Consider the following 17,219-nt stretch of genomic DNA (forward strand, 5'->3'; position numbering starts at 1 on the left):
TGTATTCCACAACGAATACAGACCTTTTTTATTTATATTTGTCTATCAATTTTTAAATACCACAGTTATGAGAAAAGTACAACTATTGTTAGTTTGTTTAATGCTTTCAGCGGCTGCCTTTGCTGCTGATAAGGTGATTAAATTGCCGAAGCCTAATTTAAACCGCACTGGTGCGGTGATGAAGGCATTGTCTGAACGACATTCAACTCGCGAATATGCTTCGAAAGCATTGAGCCTGGCTGATCTGTCTGATTTGTTGTGGGCTGCTAATGGAATAAACCGTAAGGAATCCGGAATGAGAACCGCTCCGTCAGCGTTGAATAAACAGGATGTGGATGTATATGTAGTGTTGCCTGAAGGAAGTTATCTGTATGATGCGAAAAATCATCAGTTGACACTGATAGCTGCGGGAGATTATCGTGGTGCAGTAGCTGGTGGTCAGGCGTTTGTGAAAACAGCTCCGGTATCATTGGTTTTAATCAGCGATCTTTCGCGGTTTGGCGATGCCAAAAGTCCACGCAGTCAGTTGATGGGGGCTATGGATGCCGGTATTGTTTCCCAAAATATTTCAATCTTTTGTTCTGCTGCTAACTTGGCAACAGTACCACGTGCTTCGATGGACAATGAGCAGCTAAAGAAAGTTTTGAAATTGAAAGATAGTCAGATGCCAATGATGAATCATCCTGTAGGATACTTCAAATAAGGATTCGCAGGAAGACTTATAAGCCGTATAAAGAAGATTTATAAGCCTATAAAAAAGAGTGACGCTATCTCTATCGGATACCGTCACTCTTTGCTTGTTATAGCGTCACTATCCTGACCGGATACCGTCACTATATTTTCTTCATTATTTCAAGAGAAATTCATCAATCGCTTTCTTGTAAGTTGCTTTATCAGCAGCTCCACGGAAAAGCTGTGGATCCCCTTTCATCGGAATGAACACAAACAATGGAATACTTGTAGCATTAAACAAAGCTGCCAGTTCTTTTTGTTTATCCACGTTAACTTTGTAGATGACAATTTTCCCTGCATATTCCTTTGCCAGTTCTTTCATGATAGGAGCTGTCTGACGGCAAGGTCCGCACCAGTCTGCATATAAATCGATGATGGCGGGCTTGTCGCCTTTGTATTTCCACTCCTTTGATTTCTCATAATCGAAGACGTCTTTCAGAAACATATCTTTGTCCATTACGACGACTTCACCGTTACCTGTTACCTCTTTTTTACCTTGATTGGATTCCCCGCTGTCATTGAAAGCGTATACAATCACGCTTACCATGACAAGGGCTACCATTACTAATACTTTCTTCATTTGTTATCTTTACCTTTTTAACTATAATGCTTTTCAATAACCCCTTGCAGCTCGCTGCTATGGATTACGCCGGAATGTCTCCAGACAGCCTCTCCGTTTTTAAATAATATAAAGGTCGGGACAGCTTGTATGCGATATTTAGTAGCCAGTTCTTCATGCTGGTCAACATCTATCTTTGCAATACGTGCTTTATCTCCTACAATTAATTTTAGTTCTTCTAAAACTGGTTTCATAGCTTTACAGGGTCCGCACCATTCTGCAAAGAAATCAACTAAAACCGGTACCGGTGACTGTATTAAATCTTCAAACTTTTCCATAATCTTTCCTTTCTTAGAGTTAAATGACAGTCATTGAAGACTGCAAATATAAATCCTATTTTATTATAATAACGAAAAAAGGTCGTTTTTGTTCATAGAATAGTCATTGTAGAGTCATCATCTTGTAATGTGAAAGAGGGAACTTTGCGTATCGAAAAATAATAGAACTATGAAATTCTTATTTATTGTTCAAGGTGAGGGGAGAGGGCACTTTACACAGGCGATCACCCTCGAAGAAATGTTATTGCGTAATGGACACGAAGTAGTGGAAGTCTTGGTGGGAAAAAGCTCGACACGTACCTTGCCGGGATTTTTCAATCGGAGCATTCACGCACCAGTGAAGCGCTTCATTAGTCCAAACTTTCTGCCTACAGCAGATAATAAGCGGGCAAATCTGACGAAAAGCTTTGCATACAATTTATTGAAACTACCGGAATATATCCGTAGTATGTATTATATAAATCAGCGGATCAGGGAGACAGGGGCGGAAGTCGTCATCAACTTCTACGAACTTTTAACCGGACTTACCTATGCACTCTTCCGCCCCTCTGTTCCGTATATTTGCGTTGGACATCAGTATTTGTTTTTGCATCATGATTTCGAGTTTCCGGATAAGAGTTCGTGTCAGTTATGGATGTTGCGTTTCTTTACCCGGATGACTGCTCTGAAATCCTCGAAGAAGCTGGCTTTATCTTTCCGGGAAATGGAGCAGGATGATAATAATCAGATAGTAACTGTCCCTCCTTTGATTCGTCAGGAAGTGACAGCTATCCGGCCGGAAGAGGGGAATTATATTCACGGATATATGGTCAATTCCGGGTTTGCCGATAGCGTGGAGCATTTTCATGCAAGGCATCCGGAAGTCCCACTAACATTTTTCTGGGATAAATCGGATACCGAGGAGGTGATACGGGTGGACGAAACATTGAGTTTCCATCAAATAGATGATGTGAAGTTTCTTAATGCTATGGCAGGTTGCAGAGCTTATGCCAGTACGGCTGGTTTCGAGTCTATTTGTGAAGCAATGTATCTTGGAAAACCAGTGTTGATGGTCCCGGCACATATTGAACAGGACTGTAATGCGTATGATGCAATGAAAGCGGGAGCAGGAATAATCAGTGATTCCTTTGACTTGCAACCGTTGCTCCGTTTTGTCGGGAAATATGCCCCGAACCGTCACTTTATTTATTGGGTTCGCAGTTGTGAACGTCGGATCATCCTGGAACTGGAGAAACTGGCAGCCTCACAATCAGAAATAACTTCAATACCAACATTTAATAATTATTTACCAATATGAAACTGAACAGAACAGATTATGTGCTTGAAAGCGCATCGGATGGTGGCTATTATGCCTGGTTGACTGTAAATATGCACTGTAACGCTTATGGAGAATCTCCGGAAGAAGCAATTCAGAATTTACAGAATATAATGAATGAAATGATTGATGAGATGTATATGGTGGAAGAGTTTATATAAATTGAAAATAGAGAATTAAAAATTGAGAAATATAATGCCAGATGGCATAACTTTTATTTCTCAATTTTTAATTCTCAACTCTCAACTTACTCAATGCTAAGTTCGTCGATGATATGAGAGGCTCCTGCGTATTTATCGATGATAAACAAGGTATAGCGGATGTCAACACAAGCGGCTCGCTGCGATGAAGGACGGAAAGCAATGTCTCCTGTTAAGCCTTCAAAGTTGCGGTCGAAAGCAGTTCCAACCAACTGACCTTTGCTGTTAAATACCGGACTACCGGAATTTCCTCCTGTATTGTCGGTGTTTACAATAAAGCAGACGGGCATTTCACCGTTTTTACCATAGCGTCCATAATCCTGGGATTTATACAGCTCTTTCAATTTTTGAGGCACTACAAATTCCCAGTTACCCTGATCTTCTTTCTCCATTACACCTTTGAGGGTGGTATGAGCATCATACACAACACCGTCAGCGGGTTCATAAGAAAGTACCTGGCCGTAGGTCAAACGTAAAGTTGAATTGGCGTCCGGATAAATAGGTGTACCTTTTTCCTGTCTCATATCCATCATGCCTTTCACCCATACTTTATGAGCAGCGTCATAGTTCTGATTTGCTTCTTTCATGGCAATGGCTGTTTTCAAGATCCCGTCGGTAATAGAATATTTGAATAATACCATCCAGTCATATCCTATTTTATACAAACTTGGTTTCTTGATAAACTTTTCAAAGTTTTTAGGATTGCCAAAAATAGAATGTTCAAAGCATGCATCGACGAAGGCATCGATACTTCCCTTGAAGCGGGAATTGATGATTTCGAAGATGTTGATTCGTTGTTCCTCCGGAATATAGTTGGCATAAGTTTTCAGCATCTCTTTGGCAACCATCCGTTCTACTTCGGGGAAGGGGACAGAAGCAAAATACTTATCAGCTTCTTGCTTTAATTTTAGCTTCGCCTCTTTTATTTGCTCTTTATCTTTTGATTTTAGAGCGGCAACCAATTCCATCGTGGAAGGGATGCGCATAAAATCAAGGGCGGTGACCAATGCTTCATTGATAGCCTGCTGATGATAGATCGCGTCACGGCGATGAGCCACAATAGAACGAATCTCATCAAAAGCTTTCTGATATGAATCATCTCCTTTTTCACGGCCACGGGCTAATAATTCCTCTTGTTGCGCACGTTTGGTATCCAGTACGTTGAGACGTACCAGTCCTTCATTCATACCGATGGCATTCTTCCAGTAGTTGGCTGATGAAGCATATTTGCTTGCATAATGAATACGTACGGCAGGATCTTTCAGCATTTGCTCCATGAGTACTTTCTGACGGGCTCCGCGTACATGCTGGCGCATGAAATTGGTCGTTTGCATCCGTTCTTCCACTTCGTCGGCAATCATATACCGCCAGTTACGTCCGGGGAATCCCATGACAAAGGTGAAATCTCCTTCCTGAACTCCGGCGAGGCTGATCTTCAGATGTTTTTTCACTTGCAGAGGAACGTTGTCTTTAGAATATTCTGCCGGTTTTCCATTCTTGTCCGCGTAAATACGGAAGAGAGAAAAGTCGCCTGTGTGACGAGGCCACATCCAGTTGTCGGTATCAGCTCCGAATTTACCGATGGAAGAAGGAGGAGCCCCTACCATACGAATATCACTGTATACTGTTTTGATGAACAGATAATATTTGTTTCCTCCATAAAAAGCCTTGAGCTCCAACTTTGTTGCAGGAGTTATTTCTATATTCTCGGCTTTGGCAAAACGTTCTGCTACGTTGCCAAGATAACTTGGAGATAGATAATTAACACCATCCGGGTCCGGATCTTTTTTCAGTTGTTCGTTGACGTAATCCGTCACATCGAGAATCCGGTCGATAAAAGTGACGGTCAATCCCGGAGTAGGGAGTTCCGCATCACGGTTCATAGCCCAGAAACCATCTGTCAGATAGTCATGTTCTACATTACTATGTTGCTGGATAGCTCCATAACCACAGTGATGGTTAGTCAGTACCAGTCCTTCGGAAGAGATAACTTCTCCCGTACATCCTCCTCCGAAGTGTACAACAGCGTCTTTTAGAGAAAGGCCATTTGCGTTGTATACTTCCTCTATCGGAATTTCGAGACCAAGTTCGCGCATGGCAACAGCGTTCTGTGCTTTCAGATCGGTTAGCATCCACATGCCTTCGTCGGCGTGGATGCTAAGAGTTGCCAGTGAAAATAGGACAAATAGGATTTGTTTTCTCATTTATTCTACGATTGTCATTTCATTGATTAGGTGTCCGCAGTTTCCTAACTTTTCCAGAATGAACAGGACATAACGGATATCCAGGTTAATACAACGTTGTAGGTTGTTGTCGAAGTTGATGTCACCGCTTAATGATTCCCAGTTGCCATCAAAAGCGCAACCGATCAGTTCTCCGTTTTCATTCAGTACCGGGCTGCCGGAGTTACCACCGGTGATGTCGTTGGTCGACAGGAAGCAGACAGGCATATCACCATTTGGCAAAGCATAGCGGCCATAATCTTTCTTTTCGATCAGTTCTTTCAGTTTGGCAGGTACAACGAATTCACGGTCTTCCGGATTTTCTTTTTCAAGAATACCTTTAGTGGTCGTATAGTAGTTGTAGTGTACGCCGTCTTTCGGATCATAAGGTTTCACGTTACCATAGGTCAGACGAATGGTAAAGTTTGCATCCGGATAAGAAGGTACAGGCAACTTCATTTCACCTAGACCACGGATATAAGTTTTGTGCAGCAAAGCTAGTTCCTGATCCATATCCTTGAGCTGGGAAGCCAGTGTATCCATCAAGTCGTATTTAGACTGGCAGTATTGTAGTGCCAGATCATTGTCAATCGCTTTCACTGAAGGCTTCTTTGTAAACTTCTCGAAGTTTGCCCGGTTGGCAAAAATAGAGTTGTCATACATATCATCAACGAATTTGTTATAATCGCCTTTATATTTCTGCTCAATAACCTTATAAATAGAAGGACGTTGGTTTGCCGGAATCATTTCAGCATATAAGGGGAACAAGGCTTTCGCTACCTTGCGGTCTACTTCATGATCGTAATCTTTGTTATGGATGCTTTCGTAAGTGCTTTCCAAGGCTTTCATGCGTGCTTCGATTACAGAATCGTTTTTCTCAAGTAATGCTTCGCGTGTTTTAGTCAACATCACATTGCCAAATTCGATAGCTCCGAAGAAAGTCTCTCTCAAACAGGTGTACTGATAGTTGAGAGGAGTTGTCTTAGCTACCAGGTCATCAATGTTCTTCACTACCGCTGCATATTCAGCATTGTTTTGTGCTTTTGCAAACTCTGCGAATTTGGCTTCTTGTGCAGCTTTTGTTCCCAATACATCATTATCGATGATGGCCTTATTCATGCCGATGGAGTTTTTCCAATAGTTGCTGGAACCCGCATACTTGTTAGCATATTGAATACGGATTTTGTCACTGGCATTCATTACCTCTTTCAGGACAGCCAAACGTGCACCACGAATACGGATACGTGGATCGTTTTCCGATTCCATACGTTCTTTTACTTCTGATACAGTCAGGTAGCGGCTCGTACTTCCGGGGAATCCCATAATCATTGCATAATCTCCTTCTTTCAATCCTTTGATAGAGATAGACAAATGTTTCTTGGTTTTCAGTGGGACGTTGCTCTCGCTGTATTCTGCAGGTTCACCATTTGCATCTGCATAAATACGGAACATGGAAAAGTCACCGGTATGACGCGGCCACATCCAGTTGTCTGTTTCACCACCAAACTTACCGATAGAAGAGGGTGGAGCGGCTACCATACGTACATCCGGATATATTTTCTTGTAGAAAAGATAGAATTTATTTCCGGCATAGAACGGAAGAGCTTGCGGAACAATTCCCTTTTTGTCTGCCAGGTCACTTTTAAAATAAAGATCATGAGCCAGCTTTTGAAGGAATATATTGCTGAATGATTCGGATTCGGTGATTTCTTTCGCCGCGATCTTGGCATTGACAATATCCGTAATATCTTCGATACGTTCGATAAATGTGAATTGCAATCCCGGAGTAGGGAGTTCTTTGTCTCTGGAAGTAGCCCAGAAACCATCAGTCAGATAATCGTGCTCAACACTACTATGTTGCTGGATGGAGGCGTAGCCACAATGGTGATTGGTCAGAATCAAACCTTCGGGTGAGATAATTTCTCCGGTACATCCGCCTCCGAATATACCTACGGCATCTTTAAGAGAAATTCCATTCGGATTATATAGGTCCTGTGCTTCCAGTTTTAATCCTTGTTTTTTCATCATGTCTATGGAGTGTTGCTGTTGCATCAGTTGCAATAGCCACATACCCTCATCCGCTTTAACGGAACATACAAAAAGCGCAGCCAGCGCTAATAGATAAAGTCTTAGTCTGTTCATTATTTAATGATAAAATTAAAATATATGATTGGTTAGTATTCAATTTTCAAATCTCCGTTCTTCAGTGCTTCCATGATATTAGCAGGCGGACGTTGATTCATCAGTTCGTTTTTCATAAAGTCCATATAAGGAGCTACATGCTTAAAGAACTGGTAATAGCCTTTGCATAAGTAATTCAATCCCGGTTCGCCTTCTGCCGTTTGGCTGAAACGATTTTTCGGGCATTCTCCGTTGCAGGCAAACAGGAACTCACATTCCTTGCATTGAGTAGGGAGAGACTGATATTTCATGTTCCCGAAATTGTGCTGACGCTCGCTATGCATCATTTCCACCAGAGTTTTACTATAAATGTTACCTAATTTATATTCGGGAAATACAAAATGGTCGCACGAATAAACATCTCCGTTGAATTCCATCACACCGGCATGACCGCAGGTCTTTGCCATTGTGCATATACCAGGCTGTTCGCCCATCCAGTTCGCCAGAGTCGAATCGAATATTTGTACATAGTACTTGCCTACATCTTCTTTCACCCATTCGTCGAAAAGAGCACAAAGGAAGTTGCCCCATTGCTCCGGAGTGATCGAAAAATCGGCAAGGGTTCCGGCTTTATTTTCTGCAAGAGAAGCGAGGTGACGACCGTCCTCATGTGAGAGAATACGTTCAACGATAGGAGCGAACTGGATATACTGACAACCGATTTCTTTGAAGAAACGATAAAAGTCTAGTGGATAGTCGGCATTGAAGTCATTAATAACTGCCATCGCATTCCATTCCACCCCATGTTTTTTCAAAAGATTGATGCCTTGCATCACTTTCACAAAAGAGGGTTTTCCCATTTTATTTTTGCGATACTCGTCATGAAACTCCTGGGGACCATCGATAGAGACTCCTACCAGCCAATTATTTTCACGGAAGAACTCGCACCATTCGTCGGTGAGCATGGTTCCGTTGGTTTGGATGCAGTTGTCGATCGTTCGTCCTCGGGCATACTTTTTTTGTAGTTCCATCGCCTTTTTATAGAAGGAGAGCGGTCGCATCAGCGTTTCTCCTCCGTGCCAGGTGAAAAGCACCTGCGGCATGGTTTGTGAGTTAATGTACTCGTCGATAAACTTTTCCAGAAGTTCATCGCTCATTACGTGTTTCAGATTGTCTTTGTATAGGTTGGCCTTTTCCAAATAGTAGCAATAATCGCATGCTAGATTACATACGGCACCTACAGGCTTTACCATTACATAAAGCGGTTTGGCAAAAGGGGCAAATGTTGATGTTTTCATGACCGCAAAATTAGATAAACTAAATGAAAAAAATAGCCTTATACCTATGTTTATAAGGATTATTAAAGAAAAGAGTCTTACAAGATTTAAATATTGATAAAATGTTTCTTTGAATTCTGAATCAGTTGTACCTTTGTACCCAGAATTTAATGAATAGATGAACGTGAATAAAATTTTGCCTTTTTTGCTTTTGCTTCCGTTTTTGGCTTCCTGCACCAGTAAGTACAAGATTGAAGGAACCTCTTCAGTGAATAGTCTGGATGGAAAGATGTTGTATCTTAAGTCCCTTCGTGATGGAGAGTGGGTGAAGCTGGATTCAGCTGAAGTAGTGCATGGTCTGTTCTCAATGAAAGGGAAAATAGATTCCGTACAGATGGTGACACTTTATATGGATGAAGAAAGCATTATGCCGATTGTGTTGGAAAGTGGGAAGATAACTGTTACCATTAGCAATACGGACCTCAAGGCAGTCGGAACATCTTTAAATAATGCACTGTACGAGTTTATCAGCAAAAGAAACCAATTGGAAGAAAGCATTGGTGAACTGGAGCAGAAGGAAACCCGTATGGTACTGGATGGAGGCGATCTGGATGAGATTCACGGTCAGTTGGTGGTGGAAGGAGACTCACTGATGAAAGCGATGAATCAGTATGTGAAAACGTTCATCTCCGATAATTACGAAAATGTGCTGGGACCCAGTGTGTTTATGATGCTCTGCAGCTCTTTGCCCTATCCCATTATGACTCCGCAGATTGATGATATAATCAAGGATGCTCCTTATTCTTTTAAAGATAATAAGCTGGTTAGAGAGTTTCTGTCTAAAGCAAGAGAAAACATGAAGTTGATAGAAGAACATCAACGATTGGAACAAAATGCTTCAACAAATAAGTAATACTTGAGTTTTTTGTGTATTTTTGCACAAAACTCAAGTAAAGTGAAAACGACTACTGTTTCGGTATACGCCGCTTTCTTTTTTATTTTAGTCTTATCGGTTTCTTGTCATAGAGATTCGGAGGTCCCTGATGCGGCATTCCAGAGGATTGAAATGTGCATGGAATCTCTTCCGGATACAGCTCTGTATCTATTAAAGTCAATACCTCATACTGAAAAATTGCGTGGAAAGTTGCAGGCGGATTATGCACTTTTATTGACGCAGGCGATGGATCAGAACTATGTGAAGTTTACTTCTGACTCATTGATTGCACTGGCGCTGAATTACTATACTGTAGAGCGTGGTGACTCTGTTACGCGTGCTAAAGCGCAGTATTATTATGGAAGAGTGCTGCGTGAATTGGGCAAAGATGAAGAGGCTTTGACGTTTTTATCTTCGGCAAAAGGAAATGTTCGGGAATATTCAATGTTGTAAGATGTTTGCAATGGCTACTGATGAGATAGGGATGATTAACCGGAAAAAGAAATTGTATCAGGAGTCGTTGAAGAATTTTCGGGAGTCATATACGATCTATGAAGAGTTGAAAGATTCTTTGAGTCTTGTCAGAGCCGGGCAAAATATAGGCCGGGCTTATTTGTTTCAGAATAAATGGGATAGCTGCTATTTCTATTATACTTACGCTTTAGAACTAGCCAGGGAAAAGCAATATCCGTCTGAAGTTTCCATTTTACATGAGTTGGGGATACTGTACCGTTCCATGGGAGAACTGAAAAAGTCAGAACGCTATTTTCTTGCAGCTTATGAAAAAGAAACGGATGAAGAAAGGAAATACGTGGAGTGTATGTCTCTCGGCTATTTGTATATACAGATGGGCGATGCAGAGAATGCCCGGAAATATTTTAAGATGAGTATCAATTCTTCTAAAGAATATACCCGTATTGACGCATATAACAATTTATACTTTCTTGAAAAAGATATTGATAATTTTGAAGAAGCGATTATCTACCATGAAAAAGCGGACTCTATCGTGAATGTATTGGATGAAGTCGATTCGCAGGAGTTGATAACAGAACTGCAAAAGCAGTACGAGAACGAGAAACTCCGGAATGATAATCTACAACTGAAAGTGGACCGTACAGTTTTTATATTTTGCGGTACGGTTATTTTCCTGATTGTGGCCTTCTATATGTGTTATTACTACTACAAAAGTAAAAATCACAGGAAGAAGATTGCCGAAATCGAATCCCAGATTAGAGATAATGAAGAGGAGATAAAGCGATACCAGCAGGAGATGGAAGAAATCCAGGAGTTGAAAGATCAAGTACTGGAAGAGAACCGCATACTGGAAGAAAATCGAATGAAGGTAGGCGAGTTGAATGGAAAGATTGTACTTCTAAGTATGCAGAACAAAACCTTATCGGGACTGTTGAAAGAACTGGGAGGAGAATTAACTGTCGGACCCTCTTCTGAACAGTACATATCCGCTTTTCGTCTGCTGCTTGCTATCAAAGAGGGAACATTAAGAGGTAAATTGTCTAATGGAGAACGCTATAAATTGTTTAGCCTGTTTGATTTTCTCTATTCTAATTACGTTACCCGGTTGCTTGACAAAACTCCTTTATTAACTAAACATGATCTTGAGATCTGTTGCTTTCTTAAATTTGGACTGACCAATGAAGAACTGGCGCGTATTTTTCAGACCTCTTCCGATTCTGTTACCAAAGCAAAAGGAAGGCTGAAAGGTCGATTAGGCATTTCTCCACAAGAAGATTTGAATGTGTTTTTAAGGGATTTTTGATAAATAAAAAATGAATTGTCCGGGTCATTAATAGAACGCTAATCTGTATTTGATTGAAATGTAAGTGCTTACGAAAAATCAGGCGCACTGATTTTGTCCGGGTGACTTTTTTTGTGTTTTCGGATGCATGCTGTACTTTTGACACAACAAAAACCAAATAGCTATATGAAAAATCCTAATGAATTATCTGCCGCCTCTTCTTTGAGAGGTGACGAATTGCAGTTAATAGAACAAAAAGCCAGCATTGTTGTCGGAATAGCAAATTCTCGCACCAGGTTACGGATAGGAATTCTATTAAGTAAATATTCAGAGTATCAGGTGGATTATATATCCTCCGAGAGTGAGATCGGTAAACTGATTGAAGAAGCCGACTTGATTATTGGTGCGGGGATTACCGCTTACGAAGGGGTATTGCACCGAAAGCCGGTGATTGTAGTGGGTGATTATGGCTTGGGAGGTCTGGTTACTCCGGATACATTCCGCAAGCATTATAACAATCGGTTTAGAGGGAAGATTAATGGTGTCAGAAATGAATCTTTCTCATTAGAGAATTTAGAAAAGGAAATTTATAAAAGTTTTAATTTGACTTTTCAAGAATTACAAATGATGTCAAACCAAACCATAACCTTGCAAAACATCTAAATATCTGAATTTCTTAATTTAATAGTTTGATGCATAAAACTGGTTAGGAATATGGGGGTGCGTGAGCATCCCCATATTTATATAAGATTATGTACTGACTATCGGTCTTGATCTTCGTTTTTCACCATTCCCTTGTATTGTTCCGGCAGGGCGCTTTCAACCGCAGCGTAGGCCTCTGCCATGGTTGCCTTGATATTTTCCATTCCTTTCCCTTTGGGAGGAATAGGCTCGTGAATAGTCAGAATCATGCGATGACGGTGTATCCATTTGCCTGTGCGTGGCAGAATCTCGAATGAGCCGTCAATGGTGACGGGTACAACCGCCAACTGTAAATCATCAGCCAACTGGAAAGCGCCTTTCTTAAAGTATCCCATGTGTCCTGTAAATGTACGCGCTCCTTCAGGAAAGACTACGAGAGAAACCCCGTCTTTCAATGAGTCTTTTGCCTGCCGGATTGTTTCCAATACTTTTTTAGGACCAGATCTGTCTACAAAGATATGTCCTGCACTTTCACAGGCTTTTCCTACAAACGGCAGTTTGCGCAGGCTTTTTTTCATCATCCACTTAAAGTTTCTTCCGATGAAGCCGTAAATAAGGAAAATATCAAATGAACCCTGATGGTTAGGTACGAAAATATAGGAAGTCTTGTCATGCAACTTTTCACGTCCCTCAATCTTCACGGGAATCAATAGAAACAGACAAATTAATTGTGACCAAATCTTCCCCGGATAATATCCCCAGATGTGGGCTCCTCCCAAGAGAGAACCTACAATAGTGACGATTGCCGTGAGGATGGTCAACACTAATAAAATAGGCAAAGCGATGCAAATCTGATAAATATAATACAGTATCTTCATAGGGTTGGATTTTTATCCTGCAAATATACATGATTATTGGTAAAAAAGAGAGGCAGATGTGATATAATCTTTTTGATTGTGTTATTTTTGCCTCTTGTTATTAGAGATAGTTACAAAATTATGATACGTATATTACATACTGCCGACTGGCATCTGGGACAAACCTTTTTTGGTTATGATCGCACGGAAGAACATGGAGTATTCCTGAATTGGCTGGCAGAAGAAATTCGTCAGAAAGAGATTGATGCATTGATTATAGCCGGAGATGTTTTTGATGTTTCCAACCCTTCCGCAGCATCCCAAAGCATGTATTATCAGTTTATTTATCGGGTGACAGCAGAGAATCCGTATTTGCAGATTGTCATTGTTGCCGGCAATCATGATTCGGCAGCACGCCTGGAGGCTCCTTTGCCTCTGTTGCAAGCTATGCGGACGGAAGTCAGAGGGGTAGTTCGCAAGCTCGAAGGCGGAGAAATCGATTATGACCATTTGACTGTGGAACTGAAGAACCGGAAAGGGGAAGTGGAATTGCTTTGCATGGCAGTTCCTTTTCTGCGTCAGGGAGATTATCCGGCCGTGCAAACGGAAGGCAATCCGTATGCGGAGGGAGTTCGCGAACTTTATGCACAACTTTTGCAAAGGCTATGGAAGCGAAGGACGGAGAATCAGGCGATTCTTGCCATCGGTCATTTGCAGGCTACAGGATCGGAAATTGCAGAGAAGGATTATAGCGAGCGTACCGTGATTGGTGGGCTGGAGTGCGTATCTCCGGAAACTTTTTCCGAACAGATAGCTTATACGGCATTGGGACATATACATAAAGCGCAGCGAGTGTCCGGAAGAGAGAATGTGCGGTATGCCGGAAGTCCCATTCCGATGTCTTTTGCCGAGAAACATTATCATCATGGAGTCGTGATGGTGACTTTCGACGGAGGTTGTGCGGTGGACATTGAACGGTTGGAATGCCCGAAATTAATACCTTTGTTGAGTGTCCCGAACGGAGAACCTGTTTCACCGGAAGCCGTCTTGGAAGCCTTGAAGGAACTACCCGAGACAGAAGCCGTAGCCCCATATCTGGAAGTAAAGGTATTGTTGGAGGAACCGGAACCCATGCTTCGGCAGGAGATTGAAGATGCACTGGCAGATAAAAACTATCGGTTGGCGCGTATTGTTTCTACCTATCGCACTGAAACTGGAAATACGACGAAAGAAAATGAAAACTGGAAGAGGGGGTTGCAGGAAATGTCTCCCTTGCAGATTGCACAGTCTGCCTTTGAGAAGATTTATCAGGTGGAAATGCCTGTAGAACTGACAGGTTTGTTTGAAGAGGCCTATTTGGCTGCTACCCGTAAAGAAGAGGAGGAAGAAGAATGAAAATACTAGCTATACGATTGAAGAATCTGACCTCGATAGAAGGAACGGTAGAAGTGGATTTTATGGCAGAACCATTACATTCTGCAGGTATCTTTGCCATTTCAGGACCTACCGGTGCAGGTAAGTCTACTTTATTAGATGCCTTATGCCTGGCATTGTATGATAAGGCTCCCCGCTTTGCTACTTCAGTGGAAAATGTGAACCTGGCAGATGTGGGAGACAATCAGATTAATCAGTCTGATGTTAGAAATTTGCTGCGCCGGGGGACAAGTGATGGTTATGCGGAAGTCGATTTTTTAGGTATTGACGGACGGCGTTACCGTTCTCGTTGGTCGGTGAGGCGGACAAGAAACAAGATAAACGGTTCTTTGCAGTCACAAACGCTGGAAGTGAAAGAACTGGATACGGAGAAAGAATTTCAAGGTACCAAGAAAGAGTTGTTGATTCAGTTGGTGGAGTTGGTTGGCCTGACGTATGAACAGTTCACCCGTACAGTATTATTGGCACAAAATGATTTTGCTACATTTCTGAAATCAAAAGGGGCGGCAAAAGCAGAATTACTGGAGAAGTTGACAGGAACCGGTGTGTATTCCCGGATTTCTCAAGAGGTCTATGCCCGGAATAAGGCGGCACAAGAAGAGGTGACCTTGATTCAGAATCGGATGAATGTGATCGAATTGATGCCGGAAGAAGAGCTGCTTGCTCTGCAAAAAGAGAAAGAACTATCGACTGAAAAGCGTGCGGCAGGGATTAAACTGCTGGCAGAACAGAATGAACAACTGAATGTGGTTCGTTCATTAAAAATACAGGAAGAACTTTGTAAGAAAAAGCAGCAGGAAGAACAGGAGGAACAGGCTAGGGAGAAAGTTCTGCAGGGTGCATTGGCTTCCCAAGAGGAAGGATTGGTGCATTTTAAGGCACAATGGGAGGCCATACAGCCGGACTTGAAGAAAGCACGTCAATTGGATGTACAGATACAGTCTCAACAAAGCAGCTATATACAGTCGCAGCAGATTTTACAAGCGGCTAACAGGCAGGTGGCGGAGCAGGAACAAAAAATGCGAGTGGCTGCGGAACAATTACAGGTGTCTTATTCTTCTCTGAACCGCTTATTAAGCCATGTAGGGATAGAAGAAGCACTGCAACTTGAACAGGTGGAAGAGATTCTACGGCAAGAAGAAAGTAAACTGGTTGCCGCTACCAGTACGAATGAGGAACGTTTGTTGCGCTTAAATTCTTTCGGATATCCGTTATTGGCCGAAGAACAGGTGAAGTTGCAAAAAGAGTTGACTCGTCAGCAGAATATCCGGCAATTAACGGAAACGCAGACGAAAGCAAAGACGGAAATAGAAAGACTGGAGAAAGAAGTGGCCAATTGTCTGAAACAATTGACGGAGCAAGAAACCGCATTGAAAGTTACTCAACGTCTTTACGAAAATGCACGTATGGCAGTGGGAAAAGACGTGAAAGCATTGCGCCGGCAATTACAGGAAGGGGAGGCTTGTCCGGTTTGCGGTAGCACAGCGCATCCTTATCATCAGGAACAGGAGGTGGTAGATACTCTTTTCCGGAGTATAGAGCAGGAGTATAATGTAGCATCAACCAACTATCAGCAGATGAATAACCGGAGCATTGCTCTGCAACGTGATTTGGCGCATCAAAAAACGGTGGACGGACAGATCGCGGAACAGTTGGCAGCATTATATAAAGCAGGGATTGAAGCCGGAAACGAAGAGCAAATACAACACCGTTTGGCGGAACTGGCAATACGTATTTTGGAATATCGCAATCTTTATGCAGAATGGCAGCGCAGCGATGAAGAAATTAAAAAGATGCGTGCACATTGTGAAGCCCTCCGTGAGAATGTTTCTCTCTGTCGTTTGGCTATGCAGAAAGTATCGTCTGCCAAAGAACAGCTGGTAATCTTACAGAATGCTGCTTCGGCCGAACTAAAGAGATTTGAAGTGATAGAGAAAGCGCTGAATGTGCTTCGTCAGGAACGTTCGCAGCTATTGAAAGGAAAAAGTGCGGATGAAGCGGAAGCTGCCGTAGCAAAAAGAGAGAAAGAACTGAATCTCGCTTTGGAGAAAGCACGTAAAGAAGTAGAGGCGGTACACAACCGGCTTTCCGGTTTGCAAGGAGAGATGAAGCAAATTGCACTAGCTATAGGAGAGTTGCAGGAACAGTATAAAAAGATAGAGTCTCCCGAACTGCTTCCCGAAATAATAAAGAAGCAACAGGAAGAAAACCTGAATATAGAACGTGCCCTTTCTACTATGGAAGCCCGCCTGCTACAACAAGCAAAGAATAAACTGACTGTGGAACAGATTGCGAAGGAACTGGCAGAGAAACAAACTGTTGCCGAACGTTGGGCAAAATTGAATAAACTGATTGGCAGTGCGGATGGAGCGAAATTTAAAGTGATTGCTCAAAGTTATACTTTGAATTTGTTGCTGCTTCATGCCAATCAACATTTATCCTATCTCTCTAAACGCTATAAGCTGCAACAGGTACCCGATACGTTGGCACTTCAGGTAATAGATTGCGATATGTGTGATGAAATACGGACCGTGTACTCTCTTTCAGGAGGTGAATCGTTCCTGATTTCTTTGGCACTGGCTTTAGGTTTGTCTTCCTTGTCAAGTAATAATCTGAAAGTTGAATCTCTTTTTATTGATGAAGGTTTCGGCTCTTTGGATGCGGAAAGTTTGCGTACAGCGATGGAAGCATTGGAACAATTACAGATGCAGGGGCGGAAAATAGGAGTAATCTCTCATGTGCAGGAGATGAGTGAACGGATTTCTGTTCAGGTGCAGGTACATAAGAAAGTGAATGGAAAAAGTGTGCTTACCGTGGTGGGGTAAGCACACT

The 17,219-nt window shown here is 42.1% G+C and carries 15 protein-coding genes; 9 read left to right on the top strand and 6 right to left on the bottom strand.

Annotation, left to right across the window (positions count from 1 at the left end):
• Positions 1–67: 67 nt before the first annotated feature.
• Positions 68–703, top strand: a complete 636-nt coding sequence (locus N5O98_RS15995; protein ID WP_074909034.1) for a SagB/ThcOx family dehydrogenase — start codon at positions 68–70, stop codon at positions 701–703.
• 144 nt (positions 704–847) lie between these two features.
• On the opposite strand, the gene N5O98_RS16000 is transcribed toward N5O98_RS15995, so the two are convergent.
• Together N5O98_RS16000 and trxA are read right to left on the bottom strand one after the other, a co-directional pair.
• Complete coding sequence (locus N5O98_RS16000; protein ID WP_004315955.1) at positions 848–1,312, bottom strand: thioredoxin family protein; 465 nt, start codon at positions 1,310–1,312, stop codon at positions 848–850.
• Positions 1,313–1,329: 17 nt separating this feature from the next.
• On the bottom strand, positions 1,330–1,629 hold the full coding sequence (gene trxA, locus N5O98_RS16005) for a thioredoxin (RefSeq protein ID WP_049703087.1): 300 nt from the start codon (positions 1,627–1,629) through the stop codon (positions 1,330–1,332).
• A 169-nt stretch (positions 1,630–1,798) separates the two neighbouring features.
• On the opposite strand from trxA, the gene N5O98_RS16010 reads away from it, so the two are divergent.
• Complete coding sequence (locus N5O98_RS16010; protein WP_004315953.1) at positions 1,799–2,926, top strand: glycosyltransferase family protein; 1,128 nt, start codon at positions 1,799–1,801, stop codon at positions 2,924–2,926.
• Complete coding sequence (locus N5O98_RS16015; protein ID WP_004315952.1) at positions 2,923–3,105, top strand: type II toxin-antitoxin system HicB family antitoxin; 183 nt, start codon at positions 2,923–2,925, stop codon at positions 3,103–3,105. The genes N5O98_RS16010 and N5O98_RS16015 overlap by 4 nt, the downstream gene beginning before the upstream one ends.
• A gap of 86 nt (positions 3,106–3,191) precedes the next feature.
• Here N5O98_RS16015 and N5O98_RS16020 read toward each other — a convergent pair whose 3' ends face one another.
• From N5O98_RS16020 to N5O98_RS16030, 3 genes are read right to left on the bottom strand one after another with little or no spacing between them, the layout of a single operon-like run.
• Positions 3,192–5,348: a S46 family peptidase gene (locus tag N5O98_RS16020; RefSeq protein ID WP_118161392.1), complete on the bottom strand. Its 2,157-nt coding sequence runs from the start codon at positions 5,346–5,348 to the stop codon at positions 3,192–3,194.
• Positions 5,349–7,508: a S46 family peptidase gene (locus tag N5O98_RS16025; RefSeq protein WP_004306012.1), complete on the bottom strand. Its 2,160-nt coding sequence runs from the start codon at positions 7,506–7,508 to the stop codon at positions 5,349–5,351. It lies immediately after the preceding gene.
• Between the two features lie 32 nt (positions 7,509–7,540).
• Entirely contained in the window at positions 7,541–8,785 is a 1,245-nt protein-coding gene (locus tag N5O98_RS16030; RefSeq protein WP_004297342.1) for an anaerobic sulfatase-maturation protein, read from the bottom strand.
• 157 nt (positions 8,786–8,942) lie between these two features.
• On the opposite strand from N5O98_RS16030, the gene N5O98_RS16035 reads away from it, so the two are divergent.
• From N5O98_RS16035 to N5O98_RS16050, 4 genes are all read left to right on the top strand, one after another.
• On the top strand, positions 8,943–9,677 hold the full coding sequence (locus N5O98_RS16035; RefSeq protein WP_004306014.1) for a DUF4369 domain-containing protein: 735 nt from the start codon (positions 8,943–8,945) through the stop codon (positions 9,675–9,677).
• A gap of 159 nt (positions 9,678–9,836) precedes the next feature.
• The gene (locus tag N5O98_RS16040; RefSeq protein ID WP_004312028.1) at positions 9,837–10,151 is read left to right on the top strand and encodes a hypothetical protein; all 315 of its coding nucleotides are present in this window, start codon (positions 9,837–9,839) and stop codon (positions 10,149–10,151) included.
• On the top strand, positions 10,126–11,475 hold the full coding sequence (locus tag N5O98_RS16045; protein WP_004312027.1) for a hypothetical protein: 1,350 nt from the start codon (positions 10,126–10,128) through the stop codon (positions 11,473–11,475). The genes N5O98_RS16040 and N5O98_RS16045 overlap by 26 nt, the downstream gene beginning before the upstream one ends.
• A gap of 165 nt (positions 11,476–11,640) precedes the next feature.
• Positions 11,641–12,117, top strand: a complete 477-nt coding sequence (locus N5O98_RS16050; RefSeq protein ID WP_004312026.1) for a hypothetical protein — start codon at positions 11,641–11,643, stop codon at positions 12,115–12,117.
• A gap of 98 nt (positions 12,118–12,215) precedes the next feature.
• Here N5O98_RS16050 and N5O98_RS16055 read toward each other — a convergent pair whose 3' ends face one another.
• Positions 12,216–12,974, bottom strand: coding sequence for a lysophospholipid acyltransferase family protein (locus tag N5O98_RS16055; RefSeq protein ID WP_004297350.1), 759 nt, complete (start codon positions 12,972–12,974; stop codon positions 12,216–12,218).
• Positions 12,975–13,094: 120 nt separating this feature from the next.
• On the opposite strand from N5O98_RS16055, the gene N5O98_RS16060 reads away from it, so the two are divergent.
• Both N5O98_RS16060 and N5O98_RS16065 read left to right on the top strand, forming a co-directional pair.
• Positions 13,095–14,348, top strand: a complete 1,254-nt coding sequence (locus tag N5O98_RS16060) for an exonuclease SbcCD subunit D (protein WP_004297351.1) — start codon at positions 13,095–13,097, stop codon at positions 14,346–14,348.
• Entirely contained in the window at positions 14,345–17,212 is a 2,868-nt protein-coding gene (locus tag N5O98_RS16065) for an AAA family ATPase (RefSeq protein ID WP_004312025.1), read from the top strand. Before N5O98_RS16060 ends, N5O98_RS16065 begins: the two co-directional genes overlap by 4 nt.
• Positions 17,213–17,219 lie beyond the last annotated feature (7 nt).

This window comes from Bacteroides sp. LFL-34 (assembly GCF_027257075.1).
Lineage (GTDB): Bacteria > Bacteroidota > Bacteroidia > Bacteroidales > Bacteroidaceae > Bacteroides > Bacteroides ovatus.

Coding starts and splice junctions, on each gene's coding strand:
- N5O98_RS16000 (WP_004315955.1), bottom strand. CDS start 1,312: ATGAAGAAAGTATTAGTAATGGTAGCCCTTGTCATGGTAAGCGTGATT.
- N5O98_RS16060 (WP_004297351.1), top strand. CDS start 13,095: ATGATACGTATATTACATACTGCCGACTGGCATCTGGGACAAACCTTT.
- N5O98_RS16065 (WP_004312025.1), top strand. CDS start 14,345: ATGAAAATACTAGCTATACGATTGAAGAATCTGACCTCGATAGAAGGA.
- N5O98_RS16055 (WP_004297350.1), bottom strand. CDS start 12,974: ATGAAGATACTGTATTATATTTATCAGATTTGCATCGCTTTGCCTATT.
- N5O98_RS16010 (WP_004315953.1), top strand. CDS start 1,799: ATGAAATTCTTATTTATTGTTCAAGGTGAGGGGAGAGGGCACTTTACA.
- trxA (WP_049703087.1), bottom strand. CDS start 1,629: ATGGAAAAGTTTGAAGATTTAATACAGTCACCGGTACCGGTTTTAGTT.
- N5O98_RS16045 (WP_004312027.1), top strand. CDS start 10,126: ATGTTCGGGAATATTCAATGTTGTAAGATGTTTGCAATGGCTACTGAT.
- N5O98_RS16030 (WP_004297342.1), bottom strand. CDS start 8,785: ATGAAAACATCAACATTTGCCCCTTTTGCCAAACCGCTTTATGTAATG.
- N5O98_RS16015 (WP_004315952.1), top strand. CDS start 2,923: ATGAAACTGAACAGAACAGATTATGTGCTTGAAAGCGCATCGGATGGT.
- N5O98_RS16020 (WP_118161392.1), bottom strand. CDS start 5,348: ATGAGAAAACAAATCCTATTTGTCCTATTTTCACTGGCAACTCTTAGC.
- N5O98_RS16040 (WP_004312028.1), top strand. CDS start 9,837: ATGGAATCTCTTCCGGATACAGCTCTGTATCTATTAAAGTCAATACCT.
- N5O98_RS16025 (WP_004306012.1), bottom strand. CDS start 7,508: ATGAACAGACTAAGACTTTATCTATTAGCGCTGGCTGCGCTTTTTGTA.
- N5O98_RS16035 (WP_004306014.1), top strand. CDS start 8,943: ATGAACGTGAATAAAATTTTGCCTTTTTTGCTTTTGCTTCCGTTTTTG.
- N5O98_RS15995 (WP_074909034.1), top strand. CDS start 68: ATGAGAAAAGTACAACTATTGTTAGTTTGTTTAATGCTTTCAGCGGCT.
- N5O98_RS16050 (WP_004312026.1), top strand. CDS start 11,641: ATGAAAAATCCTAATGAATTATCTGCCGCCTCTTCTTTGAGAGGTGAC.